This window comes from Paenibacillus sp. J22R232 (assembly GCF_056269165.1).
The window spans coordinates 157,322-174,018 of the sequence record NZ_JBWDNK010000005.1 but is presented as its reverse complement, the minus strand read 5'-3'; the positions used below and the strand labels follow the sequence as shown (position 1 = coordinate 174,018).

Here is a 16,697-nt window from a genome sequence, read left to right as displayed (position 1 = left end):
GCGAATCAAAGATATTCGTCGGGGATGGATCCGCAATTTTGTGTTAAAAAAACTTTAAAACGTTACACAGATATGAGACAATGGACAACGAGTATGTCTATTAGACAATGATAAAGAGGTGAACGGCTCATGCAGCCCAAAAGTAATATCGTCCACCTTCCCGTCTATCAGCCAGGAAAGCCGGTTGAAGATGTCAAGAGGGAGCTAGGGTTAACAGAAGTAATAAAGCTTGCGTCTAACGAGAATCCGTTTGGCTGCTCCGAGCAGGCGAAATCAGCAGTGATCGAGGAATTATCGAATTTCAATATATATCCGGACGGTGCAAGCGTGGAGCTAACGGCAGCACTGGCTAAAGAGCTGCAAGTAGAACCGAATCAAATTATTTTTGGAACAGGCTCCAGTGAAATTATACTTATGATTAACAGAGCGTTTATCTCCCCTGGAGATGAAACGATTATGGCGGATGAAACATTTCCGCAATACAAACATAACGCGGAGATTGAGAATGCCCGCATCGTAGAGGTTCCGCTTAAAGAGGGCAAGCATGACCTGCCTGCGATGGCAGCTCAAATCAATGACCGTACCAAAATCATCTGGATCTGTAATCCGAATAATCCTACCGGAACGATCGTTACTCTGCAGGAGCTAACTGCCTTCATGCAGCAAGTGCCTGCACATGTGTTAGTTGTGCTGGACGAAGCGTACGGAGAGTATATCGATGATCCGGAGTTCCCGGACGGCATTCAACTATTGAAAAAGCATCGTAATCTGATTGTACTGCGTACTTTCTCCAAAATTTACGGATTAGCTGCGCTTCGTATCGGATTTGGCGTGGGACATCCAGATGTGATTCGTTTCACGAACCAAGTACGCGAGCCGTTTAACACTTCGCGCGCAGCGCAGGCGGCGGCAAAAGCTGCTCTTGCGGACAAAGCATTTATTGCGTATTGCCGCGATCAGAACAAACAGGGACTTACCTATTTATCGGAGCAATTTGACCGACTTGGATTATCTTACTTCCCGGCATACGGGAATTTTATGATGGTAGATGTGAAACGTTCTTCTCCCGAGGTATTTGACGGCTTGCTTCGCAGAGGCATAATTTCGAGACCGCGATGGGCTTATTATCCGAATCATATTCGGATTACCGTAGGAACGCGCGAGCAGAACGAGAAATTCGTCGCAGCTCTAGAACAGGTTTTAGAAGAATCGGCGGTGCAGGGATAAAGTTATGACAACAGTTGCGATTTTTGGTGTAGGGCTGATCGGCGGTTCGATCGCCCTTTGTTTGAAAGGCAAGCCAGGCATTACCGTAATCGGCCATTCGAACCGGCCTTCTCAGGTTGAGAAATACTTGCAGCGAGGCGTCGTCGATTATGCGACGACCTCGATGCAGGAGGCTGCAGAGCAGGCTGACTTTATTTTTGTATGCGTACCGGTTGGGAATTTAGAGGAATATATCGAGAAGCTGGCTGCTTTCCAGCTTAAGCCGGGCTGCATCATTACGGATGCAGGCAGCACGAAAGCCTCAGTTGCGGCATGTGCGAAATCGCTAGATTTCGGACAAGCTTACTTTATAGGCGGTCACCCTATGGCTGGCTCTGAGCGAACGGGGGTTGAGGCGGCATCCTCGCATCTATATGAGAATGCTTTCTACGTGCTTACTCCTGACGAGGAGACGCCAGAGACAGTTGTGGAACGTCTGGTGGATCTGCTTTCTCACACGAAGGCAAATATCGTTCGCGTGAATGCCAAGGAGCATGATGAAATTGCCGGAGCAATCAGCCATTTGCCGCATATTATCGCTGTGTCGCTTGTCAATCAGATTCGCGGCTACAACGAGCAAAATGATCTATATGAATCGCTTGCTGCCGGTGGTTTCCGAGACATAACGAGAATTGCATCAGGAGATCCAACGCTATGGCGCGATATTCTTATTAATAATCGTCATGTCGTCCTTAAGCTCCTTCATGATTGGAGCAACGAGACGAATAAATTCGTGCAAATGCTCGAGAACGCCGATGGCGATGCCATTGCGGGTGCATTCGAAACAGCGGGCAACTTCCGCAGCAAGATGCCAGAACGCCGTAAAGGCATGATTCATTCCGCTTTTGACTGTTACGTGGACATTCCCGACCACCCAGGCATTATTGGTAAAATTACGAGCGAGTTAGGAAATAGCCTCATAAACCTTAGCAATATCCATATTATCGAAAGCAGGGAAGATGTGCCGGGCATACTGAGGCTATCCTTCCGAAGCCAAGAATATTTGGACCAGGCCGTGATCCTGCTCACAGCGAAAGGCTACGACGTTCACCTGTAAAGGGTGAGCGTTTTTTTATATTCAAACGCTTTCAAAATAATTGATATAAAAATGAAAGCGCTTATTGACAAAGTGGAAGCGTATACATATAATAAAGGTACAGTATGGTTTCTCTCCACTCCTATCCTAAACCTGTAGCTTTCATAATGAAAGCGGACCACTCCTTGGAGTGGTTTTTTTTTTAGAAGTATAATACCTCGTTTTTTCCATAACCTGATTTTACATAATTAATTTCTTGTATTTCTCCCCATCTAAAGTGAATTTCTGTTGTTTTATTTGGAATGACCTTCTCAATAATCAGTTCTGTCATAATTCGTTTGTCAGTAGAATCAAGACCCAACTCAAATGCAATTGCAAGCTCACTTAGAAGCTCATCAAAATTACCATACTTATTGTTCGTTTTTGGGATTGGTATATTTTCTAATTTTTTATTGATTTCAATTTGTTTTTTCTCATATCTTTTCATAAGATCGCTAAAATATTGTTCACTCAATTTTTGGTGTATGTAGAAATCATCAAATATATTTTGAATTGCAAGTTCTAAGTTTCTAGACTCAGTTTGTAGGTGTTGGATGACACTAAGTGAGTTGTCAGTTTCATCGATTATTTTACTTGATATTTGTTCTTTACTGTAACGACCGTTACTTATATCAACTATTCTTTTCAAAATCGCATCATTAAGAGATGGAAGATCTATGACAGGACTTTTGCAATTTCCATGAGTATTTTTAGAACTGCAAACATATCTTCTTGTTTTCTTACTGCTAGTTTGCCTAGAATGCATTTTACTTCCACAAATTGGACACCGAAGGATAGAAGATAAGAGTTGTCTATCTTTACCCCGCCATACGTTTTCTTTACCGAATAGCGTTCGTTGTATATACATAAAATCTTCTGTGTTAACTAGTATTGGGAAATTCGAAAGTGGATACAAAACGCCTTTCCATTTTTGCATGGCTGTATAAGAGATGTTATTTAACATATAACGAACTCTTCTAGGGCTCCATTTGACTCCAGTTTGGGTCAGAATAGATTCTGAATTTAACCAATTTGAAATTATATAAGTTCCTTTTCCTTCTTTAGCTAATCTGAAAGCTTGTTTGACAGCTTCTGCTTTAAAACCATCTTCATAAAAAACTCCGTCTGTCTTTTTAATTCCAAAAGGAGCAGGACCACCATTCCAGCGGCCTTTTTTTGCATTTGTTTCTTTACTATCATTGGTAATATCACTCAGATTATCGCTAAAGTATTCATTTAAATTTACAAGGATGTTTGCAACCATTCTTCCTGTTGGTGAACTAAAGTCTAATAATTCAGCAGTTGAACATATGTCTACATTTAATTTTGAAAGCGATTCGTGTATAAGAATAAAGTCCTTTTTTCTTCTAGTTATTCGAGATAGGTTGAAGGCAACAAATTTTCTTACACGCTTATGGCTATTAATATATTCAAATGCATTCATTAATCCTGGTCGTTTAAGGTAACTAATTCTAAAGCCTGAATAATCAATATCCTTAAAAATACCTACGAGTTTCCAATTATTCATGTCACAAAAGCTTTGAATTTTTGCCATTTGTGTTTGCTCTGAAATATCCTCTTTATCCTCACGCTCATCACTCTGTCTTATATATCCAATTGCCTCTATAATTTCATCATTATTATCGTTTTGATCCCATTTGTTTTTATCCGCTATCATTCATATACCACCTGTCCGTTTATCTAAATTTCTTTCGTAATTCTACTACTTTCCCTAAAATAGATACTTCGTTAATATTCACAACAATTGGCTTTGTTTTTTTATTTGATGGAATTAACACACAGATTCTGTCTTGGTAGTACACTCGAAATAGTTTTGCAGAAGCACCTTTAACGGATACTAAAGTAATATCATTGTAGTTAATCTCATTGCTAGAGGAACAGATGGCTATATCACCAATGTTTATTGAGTCTTCTAGCATTGATTCTGAATCTACTATCAATCCAAAGACATCTCCGTCAGTCATGTAGGCTTTATCCACAAATTGAATATCGATGATTCGATTTGTTCTTATATTATTTGAAATATTTTCATACACAGGTATCTCTATAAACTGATTTTTCTCAAGTTGTGAAGTTAAGGCCCTTTCTAGATTGTTTAATTGAATGAACTTCAGTCTTATTTCTGCAGGAGCTTTTTCCAAAAAGGAGGCTGTGAGCAGTTCCTCGATATCTCCATTTGTAACTTTTGCTAAAGCTCTTGTAAGATCATCAGTAGCTGGTCTGTCTGTTTTACCATTTTGTAATTGGCTTATGTAACCTTTACTGATGTTGAATCCGTATTTAGTTAATTCAGTAGAAATGTCATGAAGAGTAAGCCCTGATTTCGAAATGTAACTTTTAAGTAATTGATAATATGACATTTATTTCACTCCTATATCATCTAAATATTCTAGTAAAGGTTTCACTAAAAAGTCAATATTTAATATTTTAACTATTGACTGAAACGTTAACATAATTTACTATAAACAAATTGGCTGGGTAAATAAGGAAGAATTCCGTAGTCGTTCATAAAATGCACAAAAGAGCAGCCAGTTTGGATGCTCCTTAAATTAATTTATTAAATTTGCATCTAGAGGAGAAGGTGATGTGCGTGGAAATTAATGATTTAGTGAGGTTAATTGCAATAATGACAAATAGAGAGATGGACAGTCTAATTAAAATTCTGAAATTGGATCCACAAATGAACTTACTTGTAGAGTTCTTAGAAAGGATTCAAAGGAATTAGTCTTTAACAATAAACTCAACAGTTTTAAGAACATGTTCAATTTGCTCTTTATTCATTTTTTCTAATAGTTTATACAATTGAATCTTCTTCTCTTCTGTCATATTGATATTTTCTAATTTTTTCATATCCTGACCATTTCTAATATCTGAATGTCCTGTTAAATAATCAGTTGAAACATTAAAAATCTCTGCTAGTTGTTTAATATTATCAATACTAGGCTGACGTTTACCTGCTTCATAGTTTGCATACGTTGGTCGAGCAACGCCTATTTTTTTAGCAACTATTTCTTGAGTCCATTCTTTTCTAAGTCTTTCGTGTTCTATCCGCATACCTATTATTTCTTTAATCGTTATCACCTCAATACAATTATAACGTTTCTAATTGAAACATATACTGATTCATTTCAATAAGAAACAAAGTATTTGACAAGTTTCATTTCGAAACATATAATGAACACATTGTTAGTTTCGTTATGAAACATTTTAGGGGTGGTGCGCTAATGAGAGAAGTAAATCGTAACTGGTTAATTGAGCTCAGAGGTCTTGAATCGCAAGAAATCGTTGCTGATCGTGCAGGTGTAAGTAGGAGTAATTATACAAACATCGAGAATGGTCTGCGCTCTCCGAGTGTTGACACAGCTAAAAAAATTGCTGTTGCATTACATTTTGATTGGACCCGTTTTTTTGACTAAAAATGTTTCATTTTGAAACAATTGAAGTGCAAGGCAAAAAATAAATTAAATATTAATCAAAAATGATGATCGATTACCAGTCGACCATCATCACGAGGAGAAAGAAATAAAATTGTAACCTAGACAACTACAATTTTACACTTTTCCCCGTATGCATCGCAATGGGTTTTATATAATTCCCCAGATTTTATCTTTTTTTCTTTTTCGTTATTTCAATATCGAAACTGAGAGGTGAACTTAATTGAAAACTTTAGAAAACTATGAAGACGAATTTTTAAAGATTGTTGCAAAAGCACTGAAGAATTATGCCCTTATTAAACAAAATCAATTGATTGATACTAAGAAATTCTCAGAGAACAAAACTATGATCATTAATAATTAGTTTTTTTAGTAAATTGCAACGCGGAGGAATCATTATTTGAAGAAAATAAAAACATACTCAGCCTGGTCTATCTATGAAGCCACAAAGAAAAGTGAAAATGCTGGTTATCGTTTTGCAGCTTTTCTACCTGATAACGGCCCAGATGTATTAGGTGACCCAGAATGGCAAGCAAATAACATGCAAGAAATCATAGATTTCATTAATAGTTACTAATTTGGAGGAGATACAGTTGAATATTCAGCGCATGGTTACTGACTTTGGTAACTCGATTGGCCAACACATGATTGATGGCCATTATTTTGAGATGCCTTCATCTATTAAAGCTATATCAGAAAAAGATGTTCAAGGGATGTTTGCAAATTCCATTCCTACTGAATCGCTTGAGAACCATCTCATCATCAAGTTAGGTGAACGGTATTACATGGCTGGCAAACGAGCTCAAGCGGAACTTCTAGGTAATGCTCATATCTATACACTTCATGATAAAACAAATTCCGAGACCGTTTGGATTACCTGGCTTGCAGGGATAGCTCTATACCACGCATTGAAGCTACCTGAAATGGATCAAGATGAGATAGATATTGAGTACTTTGGCACGTTATTACCGGTTTGGTTGGTTAAAAAAGCAAATAGCTTTAAGGAAAAATTATCTGCCATGGCAACTCGTTTTCAAGTCGAAACTACTTTTGAACTCATTACACCAGGATTTGAGCGTCAATTGACTATAAACGTACAACACGCAGAATGCCGTATTGAAGGTGAAAATGCACGTCATGCGTTAAAACTCGATTTAGAAGGGAACAGCAGAGAGGAAGCAAAACGATTTAAGGAAGCCTATACCGTCATTGATGATATTGGGGGACAAAGTCAAGACTTATGTAAGCTGCAGCCAGATTTGAATGGAGCACAGAAAGCAGATGATTTTGTTTCATCGACGGATCAAAGCTACTTGGCCGTACTTGAAAAACTCAGAACGGACAAGCTGATGAATTATTTCAAAGATGTACGTGCATTAGAGCGGTTTATATTAACACATATTGAATCTCGTAATTTCATCTATACAGATACCATTTTGCATGAGGAACATTCCCTTACTGCGGATATTGAACCCGTTCTGCATGAATTTGCAGGAGTAGCCATGCAAAAAGCACTTCAGAGCTTTAGCTTTATGCAAGGTGACCTGGTTTATTATGTGCATATTGGTGGGGTTAATCAGGCATTACGTGAGTACATGATGACGTATCTGTGTAAGCAGCTCGGTGAGGCCGTTGCGAAGAAATATCATATCTTCCCTGAAGATTCAAGGAAGTTAAACATCTATGCATCAGAAATCGTAGCTAAAAACTACCTGAAGCGTAAAGTTGAAGCAGGCGTAAGGATCGCTCATTCGCAATGAAGCGCCGCCGTATACAATTCAATGTCAGCGCATTGAAATTCTCAGACGAAGTACATGATTTCCTGGACCGATTGTCCACGAATCGGGAACTATCAGAATGGATGGCTAATCAAGTTGAACAGGAGTTAAGACGTAATGGTACGTCGACGGGATTGTGCTCCTGCAGTCATGTTATGAATGAATTAAATGAAATAAAGCAGCTATTAGTAAGTGGACGATCGGGTTCTTTCGGTTTTGTACCGGTCTTGGATGAAAAGGATCCAGTAATGAAACAGATTAGCAGCCATTCCATTAATCAACGGTTATCTGAAAAGGACTTAGAGTATAGCTTTTAGGTATTTGATCTGATGAAGGGATGGATGATTGCATGGAAGGACTAAATCACATTATTGAGCAAAAGCGAGCTTTCATGTTAGTGATTGCATCCCAACATGCAAATAATTTGATACATCCTGACGTTGTAAAAGCAAGTCAAGAACTGGATGAGCTTATTAATTTAGCGATGCAAGATAAACGATGAAGGAGTGAGCAAATGAACAGTGCCGTATTTCCTTATCAAAATGAACTTGAGCAATTAAAAGAAGGTGAGCAAATCGTTCTTTATCTGGGTGACAAAGCCTTTATTGTGCAATTGGGTACGGAGGATGAGCTGGAGCAGATTCATAAAGGATTTGTTGTCATGACTTAGCCGAAACGCTCCACTTGGAGCGTCGTGAGGACAGTAGCCTTTCCTCACCTGATGATGGCTGGCTAGATTGGAGGCAGTAAGGGATGGGAGTTGCGAAGTTAAAGACATGTTCCGAAACAGATCAAATCGAGGGTATTACCTACGACAAATATCATCGCATGATTTATCACCCCGATTTTCATAGTAATCATGGTAAAAAGTTCTCTAGCGAGGAACTGGAGTACTTAAGTATGTTTTATGGAATTGATAAAAATCGTACCTTAGCTTTTGGTTTAGGCCGAACGGAGTCGGTGATCCGGTCCAAATATGAGTACTTGAAGAGAAAAGGCCTAATTAAATACTATCGAGATCGTTATCTAAGAAAATATGAAGCATTTAATGGTTAGCCGAAACGTCCATTCAGACGTCGTGAGAAGATAACCACTCTCACTTGATAATGGTAGGTTAAATTTTAAAACGAATGGAGGAGTCATTTATGAAGAAATATGCAGATTGGAATTGTGATTTGGGTGAGTTTTTAAAGATTGGCGATGAGGTTGATGAAGAGTTTACTGATTACTTTCTGAATGTGTTACCTCCAGCATACTTCTCTTCTTCTCTCATTCAAATAGGTGAGCCGCATAACCATGTTGGAGGACGTCCCACTTTTGCAACGATAGCTAAACAAGATCGCAAGTGGTTTTTTAAGGGTTATTGTCATCAAGGTCAAACCGATCATGTTGGTTAATCGAGCGGCAGAACGGTCTGTAACAGAACAAATTCATCATTTAAAAAAGGATCAACTGGAGCTGTTAGCCTCATTTGAAACAGAAAAAAAACTCATACGGCGGACAGAATTGCTGGCCAAGCAATTGGCCAGCAGTGTTTCGTATTCAATAGCCCACAAATCCATTCAAGATAGGAGAAGAGAAACTCATGAAAATCTGTTATAGAGAGATCAAATTTCGTCGTGAGAGCCTGGCACTCATAAACAAAGTGAATGAGATCATTAATGAGTATATCTCTAGAGGCTACTCCCTATCATTGAGACAAGTGTATTACCAGCTCGTTGCCCGTGATGTCATTCCCAACACGGAACGCAGCTATAAGAACTTAGGAGCTCTTGTGTCTGATGCACGAATTTCTGGACTAATCGATTGGGACGCAATCGAAGATCGGACACGAAACCTCAAAGGTAATAGTCATTGGAATTCACCTGGCGATATTATGTACTCCGCAGCGAGGAGCTTTGCTTATGATAAATGGGCAGATCAAGACTATCATGTGGAAGTTTGGGTGGAGAAGGACGCACTGGTAGGAGTGGTTGGCGCGATCTGTGACCAATTAGATATTTCATATTTTTCATGCCGTGGATATGTGAGTCAAACAGAAATGTGGGTGGCAGCTCAACGGCTCGTTCGAAAGTACGATGAAGGAAAAGAGACCGTGCTAATCCATTTAGGTGATCATGATCCAAGCGGCATTGATATGAGCCGTGATATCGAAGCGCGGTTAAATACATTTGAATCTTTTCCGCTTGTTAGACGAGTAGCCCTTAACATGGATCAAATTGAGCAGTATTTGCCGCCACCCAATCCAACAAAATTGACTGACACAAGGGCTACCCATTACATCAGTGAGTTTGGTTACGAGTGTTGGGAACTGGATGCGCTTGATCCACAGGTCATGGAGCAAATTATTGAAACCAATGTATCCGAGTTTTTGGATATAAAGCGTTTTGATGCAGCTGCTGCTCGTGAGAAGGAAGCGAAGGCGACACTTCGGAAGGTAGCCGATCATTGGGAAGATATCAAGAAACGGTATGCATGACCAAAAATATGAAGACTCAATGGCGAAAGAACGAGAGGTGAGAGTGTGGCTGCTATTTCAAAGGACCAGGCTAAGAAAATGGTTGAAGACTTTGCCAATGTGTATCGAACAAAGAGAGATGTTGAAGCGTACCTTCTAGGACTATTATCAGCTGCGACCAGTTATGGTAAAACACCGGCAGAGACGCTTAAAACGATTAGAAACGTACTGGAGGCTTATGACGGTCAGAAGGCTAGATAAGTCAAAAAACGTAAGGTGGGAAAACGAAATGGGGAAATTTTTGCTTGGCTGGAGAATGATCATCGAGCTCGGGCACGGTAGAGACGATATGTGGGTAGAATGCTCCCAGGAATGGGACAACGTTCTACATGATGCGCAGTCCGAATTTGACAAAACATATTTGATTGGCCCTCTAGCATATGCGCCTCCGAAAGCGATTCAGATTGACGCCCTTTATTCTGAAGGGGTACCGGAGACGATTCGTTATTGGGAAAGTAAAGAAGCGGTCAGAAAATAAGATGAAAGATTGGTTTAACGAATGAGCCGAAACGCCTGCATGTAACCAGGCGTCGTGAGGACATAGGTGACCTCGCCTGAAGATGGCAGCCTAACGAAAGGAGTGAAAGAACATGGTTTGTATGCAATGCGATCATTTGTGCCATCCGATTAACGAGGATCAGTATCATTGCAAGGCATGTAATCAGCTCTATGAGCAAACCTCTCTATTCTTGGACGATGTTCTGGAAGTTTCTGTTAAGCGAAAGGAGAGAATGACAATGCGTAGAAAAATATCGGTGACTGAACAAAACATCTCATCCATCCCTGTATCTTGGCTTACCGTTCGATATGGCCAGTTGAAAAAACAATTACGGACAACTATTACGCCAGAATTAGTGCAGGAAAGTACATTAATTGCAACGTATATGGCCGAATCTGGGAAGGGACTTGATGATTATTACGAGAACGTGGAACAAATGGAGCTCGGTATTCATCAAACGAAGAAACAGGAATATGTCCCCTTAGTTGAAGAGCTGCTGGTTCAATATTTTTTAAGTGTAAAGCGTAAACGCAGATTAGAGCTCGATCTAGAGACCATGAGTGCGCAGCATGCGCTACCAGCGGTTACTGCATCGTACAGCGGTATGAGTGGCGGCGGTGAATCTAATAGTCCTATTGAGGCGGAGTATATACGGAAAGAACAGCGCATGGCCAACAAGCAGTTTGAGATTTCACAACTTGATGTAGAAATTGAAAACATGGATCGTGCGCTGTCACGGCTCAGCCAGGAGCAGAACGATCTCATACAGAGGCGTTATTTAGTAAGAGACCAGCCTTATGACTATGAGTTAATCGACAACATGCATTATAACCGTCAAAAATATTATCAACTCAAACATAGTGCACTATCCAAAATCGCATCCGCTCTTAACATCATTTGAGAGATCTTTTGAAAGGAGCAAGGTTATGCTGAACGAGAAACCATATGCCATTCACTCTAAACCCACTCATACACCTATTAAGTTCAGCTATCGCTTTCTTCAATCGCTTTTTGGTATCGAGAAGTCCTATGATACAGGTGAAACCTTCCACATTCGTAGCGGACGCAGCAGGCTTATGAATCACCTTACGAGAGCGGACCTGCAGCTCGCAATGACGCTGCAAGTAGGGATTCAGACTGCAGGCATATCTACGTATATTAACCGGCACATTATATACGTTAAGCTGACAGAACTTTTTGAAACACCGGTTAATAAAGATCAGTTTTATGCCTCATACCAAAAATTTCTCCTTCATAAACTCATCCTGGAGACGAAAGAAAAGCATACCGGTACACTTTCTATCTCGTTGCCCTCTTATTTAGAGCCGAATGGCCAATTAGGGCGATTTGTTTTATTTCCTTCATTAGTTACAACGAAAGTCTTTGGTTCGCTTCCCATAGCCAATCAGAAGCTCTATTTGTATGCATGTGGCCAACAGGGGGAAGAAAGGCGTAAGGTTCTTCAGCTTAACTTTTCAAAACTTGGTGAGCTCATTCATCGAGAGGACAATAGTCATATTCGTAAAGTATTGGAACAACTTGGATCAACTAAAATTAAAGATGGACAATCCTTGTTTTCAATTGCGCGCGTAGAGCGAAACGTATTTGGGGAGCCTAAAGCGGTTTTTCAGGTGAATCCGGTGCTAATGCCGAGACACTTGAAGGGCATGCATTATCGCTCTATTTTCCCTGCCAAAAAAAGCTATCGTCGTTTAATGGCGCAGTTAAAGGGATATCTAAAAGCGATGGGGTGCGATTCCTTCTTCGAATGGAACAATGGGGATGGGTTGCTGCAGCTAGCATCGATGCTTAAAGACAAAAGCGAATCTGTTAAAAAGTATGTGATGGCACGAATCAAAGAATCGTTTGATACAGAGGGCGAAAACCCGGAAAAAGCTCTTAATCGTATCCAAGTGGAACTACAAGATAAAGGAGCAGCTGCCTTACTCGCTATAGCAAAAGATACAGGTATTCTGCGCTTTGTAAAGGACAGCAGCCGCCATGATTTTGTCCATAAGCTGCAGGGATTTATCAAGCCAGGCTTCCGAAAGCTATGCCGACGTGCTCTACTTACACTCAATGAAAATCACACCATACCAGGAGCATTTACTACGCTTGATTACAAAAGGTCGACCTTGGTTGTAGAAGAGCTTGAAAAGGTAATCGACATTGAAGTGTTCCGGAGAATTGCGTTAACCAAACGTCTAGATCCCATTGCTTTTAGAGACATGATTACCGATGCCAGCTACCGATTACGTCAGGGCCAATCCCTAGAGGTTATTATGAAATGGATCGCTTGGGAAATGGACAAGCTACCAACGTGGCAGCCTATTCCCGATCCGCCTCAAGATTTTTGTTTAGCCGGTTTCCTTAAAACCATTCAAGCTTAACCCTCTGCCTAAAAGACCAGGCAAAGGGCTCTTTCTCGTTACGTTTTCCCCTCGCTTTTAAACGATTACCACTAACCCATTCATCATTTTCTCTATTTTCTTACCACTCTCTTTGTTAAAAGATATTCTCATTTCTATTTTTCTAGATGTGCAAGCCATGCAAGGTGCTTACATGCCAAAGTTCGAATAAAAACAGACATAAAAATCATTTTAAGTACCGTGAAATCGGTCATGTATAAAAATGTTAATTGAAGACTGTAAAATAATCGACTTTTCGGCTTTTATTTGTTCATTTTTTCCTAGAGTCGGCTTGCATTCGGTAAATAACGAAGAAGTATGCTTTTTTTCGGTAGATAAGGGGGGGGATGGCTTATGGTTATTAAGATATGTGATACCGTAATCGATTGATCTTTTAGTCGTTAAAATACATAAACGTAATCGTCAAAGCGTCTTTACAACGGCTAATCTAATTAGAAAATAAGCACGATTCAAATTTGCTTCATATATCGACAATAGAGCCCGTAAACGTTCTTTATTATTTTCACTTTTTTAAATCATTGTAATTATATAGGAATAATGGTTCAATGTGCATATATGGTGCTAAGTGGTAAAATATTTGGAGGACAAAGGCGGCACAAACAGCTTTTCGAACGCGCAGGTTCTATCACGCAAAGAGAATAGAGACAAATGGAATAAATAGAGGAGATGAAATATATGAGTGGACAGGTTACTACAATTAATTGGAATAATGATCAAATTTGGAGAGGTTGCACATTAGCTGCTATTGCTCACGCTATTAAGGTTGCTCATTTTTCCGAACTAGCAAACGAACACTCTTGGGACGGAATAAGCTATAGTGTCCAAGATAGTGCTGGTGCAAGGGGCACTGTTACTTTTAGTTCTGAATACGTTGTTGCTGCTTTCCGAAACGAAAATAGTGAACGAGTAGTGAGAAATAGGTTTAATGAAGCAATTGATTATTTTAATGGAGCACCAATTGAAGTTATTGCGCTTGCAGAAAGTGAGACTCTTCAGTATTTAATAGATGAGATCGATGGTATCGATAAACCACATATTACTGCAGCTTTTTGGGAAATAGCCGGTAAATCGTATTCGTTGGATTCTTTAGAAGAACTTTATGATAATGGTGGATTTTTACTCGAAAATCAATTAATGAATTTTGAAGAATCACTTGAGTCATGGAAAGAATACTATGAAATGTCCAGTGAGCAATGTGAGTTGTTAATATCGATATACAATAGAAAAGTTGCTAATCCGAATCAACCGATTCTTTTAACAAAAGCTGAACTCAAAAAGATAGGTGATGCTGATGAAGAGGGGTTAGCAGAGAGCGAGATTTCATTTAAAGAAATTGGAGTAGATTGGGAATAAATTGTAATTAGTTTTTTATTCGGCTTCGAATCTCAGCCATCCTCCATCAAATAGACAAATGAAAAAGCTACGCAGCCAGCGCGCATCGGTATTCAATCGGTGCGCACTGTATTAAATTGTATTTTAAAAGACATTAAAGATGATTTACTATGCCTTATCTGAATTACACTTTTAAAGGAAAGATGATTCTGGATTGAGATGAGTATGGAATTTGGGTCACCCCATGAATAGACATATAACACCACGCCCGTGGGAGAAATAAGGAGAAAATTACGATGTACTTAAAATATTTTGAGTTAGACTTACCATATGTCATTAATAATGAAAAGATACAACAAATTGCGGATGACAAAAATATTGATTATTATGATGCAAGTAGTTCTGACTATGAAATAAATTGGTCTGAGAAGAGACGTTTATTTACTTTAGAGACTCGTTGTGTTAGTGCAATGTATGAACGCTTGTTTATTAAATTTAAAACAGATAATATTAGAAAGTTACTCGTTGAATGTGTTGAATATATTACCAATGATAGAATTTTAAATTATTCTGGAGTTGCAACAGTACAAGTGAAGTTTGATTTGAAAGATTTTACTTCAGCAAGTGATATTGAGAAAAAGGAAACTACACTAAAATTGCTTATGGAAGGGATAACAAGAATAGCAGAGAACAAAAACTGGGAGATTACAACATTCAGAGAGGTATCAAATATAATTGAGGAATCTGCTTTTTTAAATGAATGGATTTGGAATAAAACTGTGAAGAGCCCTAATAAGTTGTACAAAGCAAAAGTAATTTGCCATCACAATGTAGGAAACATGGATATTTTTATATCTATTATGCAACAGGATGGTAAAAGTATACTTTTGGAAAAAGTTATAACAGAGCTTCCACACGAATTTGCATACGCTAAGCATTTAGGTGAACTTAAGTGGATCTCTAATACTGAAGTTGCTTTATTAAATAAAAAAGGTGATGGGATGGTAGCAGTAACCTTAAATAATATTATTTCAACGTAAGACATAATTAACTTCTTACATCCAGCTTTTCGAAAAAATGTTGAATGCAACTTATCACATTTTTGAAAAATCATTTTTTTTTTGCATACGAATTGAAATGCAAACGAAAATGCATGAATAACGAGATATACTAAAAAAGCAGAAAGTGAAAAACTGAAGGCCGTCAGACTTGAGCTGGCGGCTTTTTCCTGTTAATGGAGGTGACAGTAGATTGCACGATTTGATTTATGTTTTAGAAGTGAAGGATACATCGCCTCCGGCTTACCGGCTGCATGTATGCAAGGATCAGTACGAAATGGATAGTAAGCTCTTGAAAATGAAAGTATCTCTCATTTGCTAAAACTATTTAATTGACTATTCATCAACTGTGCCGGCGTGCTGGTACGAAGCGGTCGCCAATGGGCTTAACAATGGTAGAGATCTTGTTGCAAGAGATGTAAAGGAACTTAGAAGAGTATATGATGACATTCCGAATTCTAAGTTACAGCAACTTATAGCGTTGAACAAAAAAATGTATCCAGAGATGAGGAATAAAAAATGAATGAGATATTTGTAAAGTCTTTATACGAGTCAATTGTAAAAGAGAATCTTGAACTCTACAGAAACTTGTATGAAACAACAATTGTTACTTCAAAGACTGATCCATATTGGAAAGAGTCACTTAGTCTGTATAATAGTCTCAATTTGCAAAATAAAGATATTCTTATGAAAGTTATTGAACAGACAATGATTGATACTATATCAACCCTATTAGGAGTAATTGATGGAAGTGTAACACTAACCGGCTTTTCTGCTGAACCAACATTACTTTTAGATTCTGAATCCACAGAAAAGGAGCTACAGGATACATTTTTGGCATTTATTGAAGAAAAAGATAGTGATTTATGATTTGAGATGATATTTTTAGCATAAGAAAATAAACGATCATGCATGAATAAAGAAAATGATAAAAGAGTGGAAAAATGAGTAATGGAAAGCCGCCAGACATTCTCTGGCGGCTTTTACCTGTTAATGGAGGTGACAGTAGATTGCACGACTTAATTTGTAAATTAAGAATAAAGAATATACCGTCATCAGCGACACAGAGGAAGTTTGCACAAGAAGTGGTTGAGCGGTTGAATGTCTAGCAATGGATGCAGAGCTAAATCATGAGTACACAAGGCGCTGGGCAACGCAAGGATTACTGGGGTTTGGTCAGAGAGCAAGGGGATAGTCATTTAAAGCGCACGTATAATTGACAAAATACGGACGATCAACCCAACTTTCAGTTTCTGTAAGTGATAGCAATAAATTATGTCGTCCATA

Annotated in this window: 20 protein-coding genes and 1 other RNA gene; 18 read left to right on the top strand and 3 right to left on the bottom strand. The window is 38.8% G+C overall.

Annotated elements, in window-relative coordinates; all coding sequences use genetic code 11:
• The first annotated feature begins 129 nt into the window (after positions 1–129).
• Positions 130–1,227, top strand: a complete 1,098-nt coding sequence (hisC, locus tag AC0YN3_RS17240; protein WP_475776236.1) for a histidinol-phosphate transaminase — start codon at positions 130–132, stop codon at positions 1,225–1,227.
• Positions 1,228–1,231: 4 nt separating this feature from the next.
• Entirely contained in the window at positions 1,232–2,323 is a 1,092-nt protein-coding gene (locus AC0YN3_RS17235) for a prephenate dehydrogenase (RefSeq protein WP_183567715.1), read from the top strand.
• 181 nt (positions 2,324–2,504) lie between these two features.
• On the opposite strand, the gene AC0YN3_RS17230 is transcribed toward AC0YN3_RS17235, so the two are convergent.
• From AC0YN3_RS17230 to AC0YN3_RS17220, 3 genes are all read right to left on the bottom strand, one after another.
• Positions 2,505–4,019, bottom strand: a complete 1,515-nt coding sequence (locus AC0YN3_RS17230; RefSeq protein ID WP_475776235.1) for a recombinase family protein — start codon at positions 4,017–4,019, stop codon at positions 2,505–2,507.
• Between the two features lie 19 nt (positions 4,020–4,038).
• A complete protein-coding gene (locus tag AC0YN3_RS17225; protein ID WP_475776234.1) occupies positions 4,039–4,722 on the bottom strand; it encodes a LexA family transcriptional regulator in 684 nt (227 codons plus the stop codon).
• Between the two features lie 361 nt (positions 4,723–5,083).
• Positions 5,084–5,416, bottom strand: coding sequence for a helix-turn-helix domain-containing protein (locus tag AC0YN3_RS17220; RefSeq protein WP_475776233.1), 333 nt, complete (start codon positions 5,414–5,416; stop codon positions 5,084–5,086).
• A gap of 170 nt (positions 5,417–5,586) precedes the next feature.
• Here AC0YN3_RS17220 and AC0YN3_RS17215 point away from each other — a divergent pair, with 170 nt between their 5' ends.
• From AC0YN3_RS17215 to AC0YN3_RS17140, 16 genes are all read left to right on the top strand, one after another.
• Positions 5,587–5,778, top strand: a complete 192-nt coding sequence (locus AC0YN3_RS17215) for a helix-turn-helix transcriptional regulator (protein WP_475776232.1) — start codon at positions 5,587–5,589, stop codon at positions 5,776–5,778.
• 418 nt (positions 5,779–6,196) lie between these two features.
• On the top strand, positions 6,197–6,373 hold the full coding sequence (locus tag AC0YN3_RS17210) for a hypothetical protein (protein ID WP_475776231.1): 177 nt from the start codon (positions 6,197–6,199) through the stop codon (positions 6,371–6,373).
• 16 nt (positions 6,374–6,389) lie between these two features.
• Positions 6,390–7,556: an Alp7A family actin-like protein gene (locus AC0YN3_RS17205; protein ID WP_475776230.1), complete on the top strand. Its 1,167-nt coding sequence runs from the start codon at positions 6,390–6,392 to the stop codon at positions 7,554–7,556.
• Between the two features lie 367 nt (positions 7,557–7,923).
• Complete coding sequence (locus AC0YN3_RS17200) at positions 7,924–8,076, top strand: aspartyl-phosphate phosphatase Spo0E family protein (protein ID WP_475776229.1); 153 nt, start codon at positions 7,924–7,926, stop codon at positions 8,074–8,076.
• A gap of 12 nt (positions 8,077–8,088) precedes the next feature.
• On the top strand, positions 8,089–8,244 hold the full coding sequence (locus AC0YN3_RS17195; protein ID WP_475776228.1) for a hypothetical protein: 156 nt from the start codon (positions 8,089–8,091) through the stop codon (positions 8,242–8,244).
• Positions 8,243–8,311, top strand: an RNA gene (locus AC0YN3_RS17190) — hammerhead ribozyme type II. The genes AC0YN3_RS17195 and AC0YN3_RS17190 overlap by 2 nt, the downstream gene beginning before the upstream one ends.
• 16 nt (positions 8,312–8,327) lie before the next feature.
• The gene (locus tag AC0YN3_RS17185; RefSeq protein WP_475776227.1) at positions 8,328–8,630 is read left to right on the top strand and encodes a DNA-entry nuclease; all 303 of its coding nucleotides are present in this window, start codon (positions 8,328–8,330) and stop codon (positions 8,628–8,630) included.
• An 89-nt stretch (positions 8,631–8,719) separates the two neighbouring features.
• Complete coding sequence (locus AC0YN3_RS17180) at positions 8,720–8,971, top strand: DUF1419 domain-containing protein (RefSeq protein ID WP_475776226.1); 252 nt, start codon at positions 8,720–8,722, stop codon at positions 8,969–8,971.
• Between the two features lie 188 nt (positions 8,972–9,159).
• Positions 9,160–10,053: a hypothetical protein gene (locus AC0YN3_RS17175; protein WP_475776225.1), complete on the top strand. Its 894-nt coding sequence runs from the start codon at positions 9,160–9,162 to the stop codon at positions 10,051–10,053.
• Between the two features lie 45 nt (positions 10,054–10,098).
• Positions 10,099–10,293: a hypothetical protein gene (locus AC0YN3_RS17170; RefSeq protein ID WP_475776224.1), complete on the top strand. Its 195-nt coding sequence runs from the start codon at positions 10,099–10,101 to the stop codon at positions 10,291–10,293.
• 28 nt (positions 10,294–10,321) lie between these two features.
• Positions 10,322–10,570 carry a hypothetical protein gene (locus AC0YN3_RS17165; protein ID WP_475776223.1) on the top strand — a complete coding sequence of 83 codons (249 nt, stop codon included), beginning with the start codon at positions 10,322–10,324 and terminating at the stop codon, positions 10,568–10,570.
• 259 nt (positions 10,571–10,829) lie between these two features.
• The gene (locus AC0YN3_RS17160) at positions 10,830–11,492 is read left to right on the top strand and encodes an ArpU family phage packaging/lysis transcriptional regulator (RefSeq protein ID WP_475776222.1); all 663 of its coding nucleotides are present in this window, start codon (positions 10,830–10,832) and stop codon (positions 11,490–11,492) included.
• A gap of 25 nt (positions 11,493–11,517) precedes the next feature.
• The gene (locus AC0YN3_RS17155; RefSeq protein WP_475776221.1) at positions 11,518–12,981 is read left to right on the top strand and encodes a hypothetical protein; all 1,464 of its coding nucleotides are present in this window, start codon (positions 11,518–11,520) and stop codon (positions 12,979–12,981) included.
• A 714-nt stretch (positions 12,982–13,695) separates the two neighbouring features.
• Positions 13,696–14,373: a hypothetical protein gene (locus AC0YN3_RS17150; protein ID WP_475776220.1), complete on the top strand. Its 678-nt coding sequence runs from the start codon at positions 13,696–13,698 to the stop codon at positions 14,371–14,373.
• Positions 14,374–14,648: 275 nt separating this feature from the next.
• Entirely contained in the window at positions 14,649–15,392 is a 744-nt protein-coding gene (locus AC0YN3_RS17145; RefSeq protein WP_475776219.1) for a hypothetical protein, read from the top strand.
• A 537-nt stretch (positions 15,393–15,929) separates the two neighbouring features.
• A complete protein-coding gene (locus tag AC0YN3_RS17140) occupies positions 15,930–16,280 on the top strand; it encodes a transposase (protein ID WP_475776218.1) in 351 nt (116 codons plus the stop codon).
• The last annotated feature ends 417 nt before the right edge of the window (positions 16,281–16,697 follow it).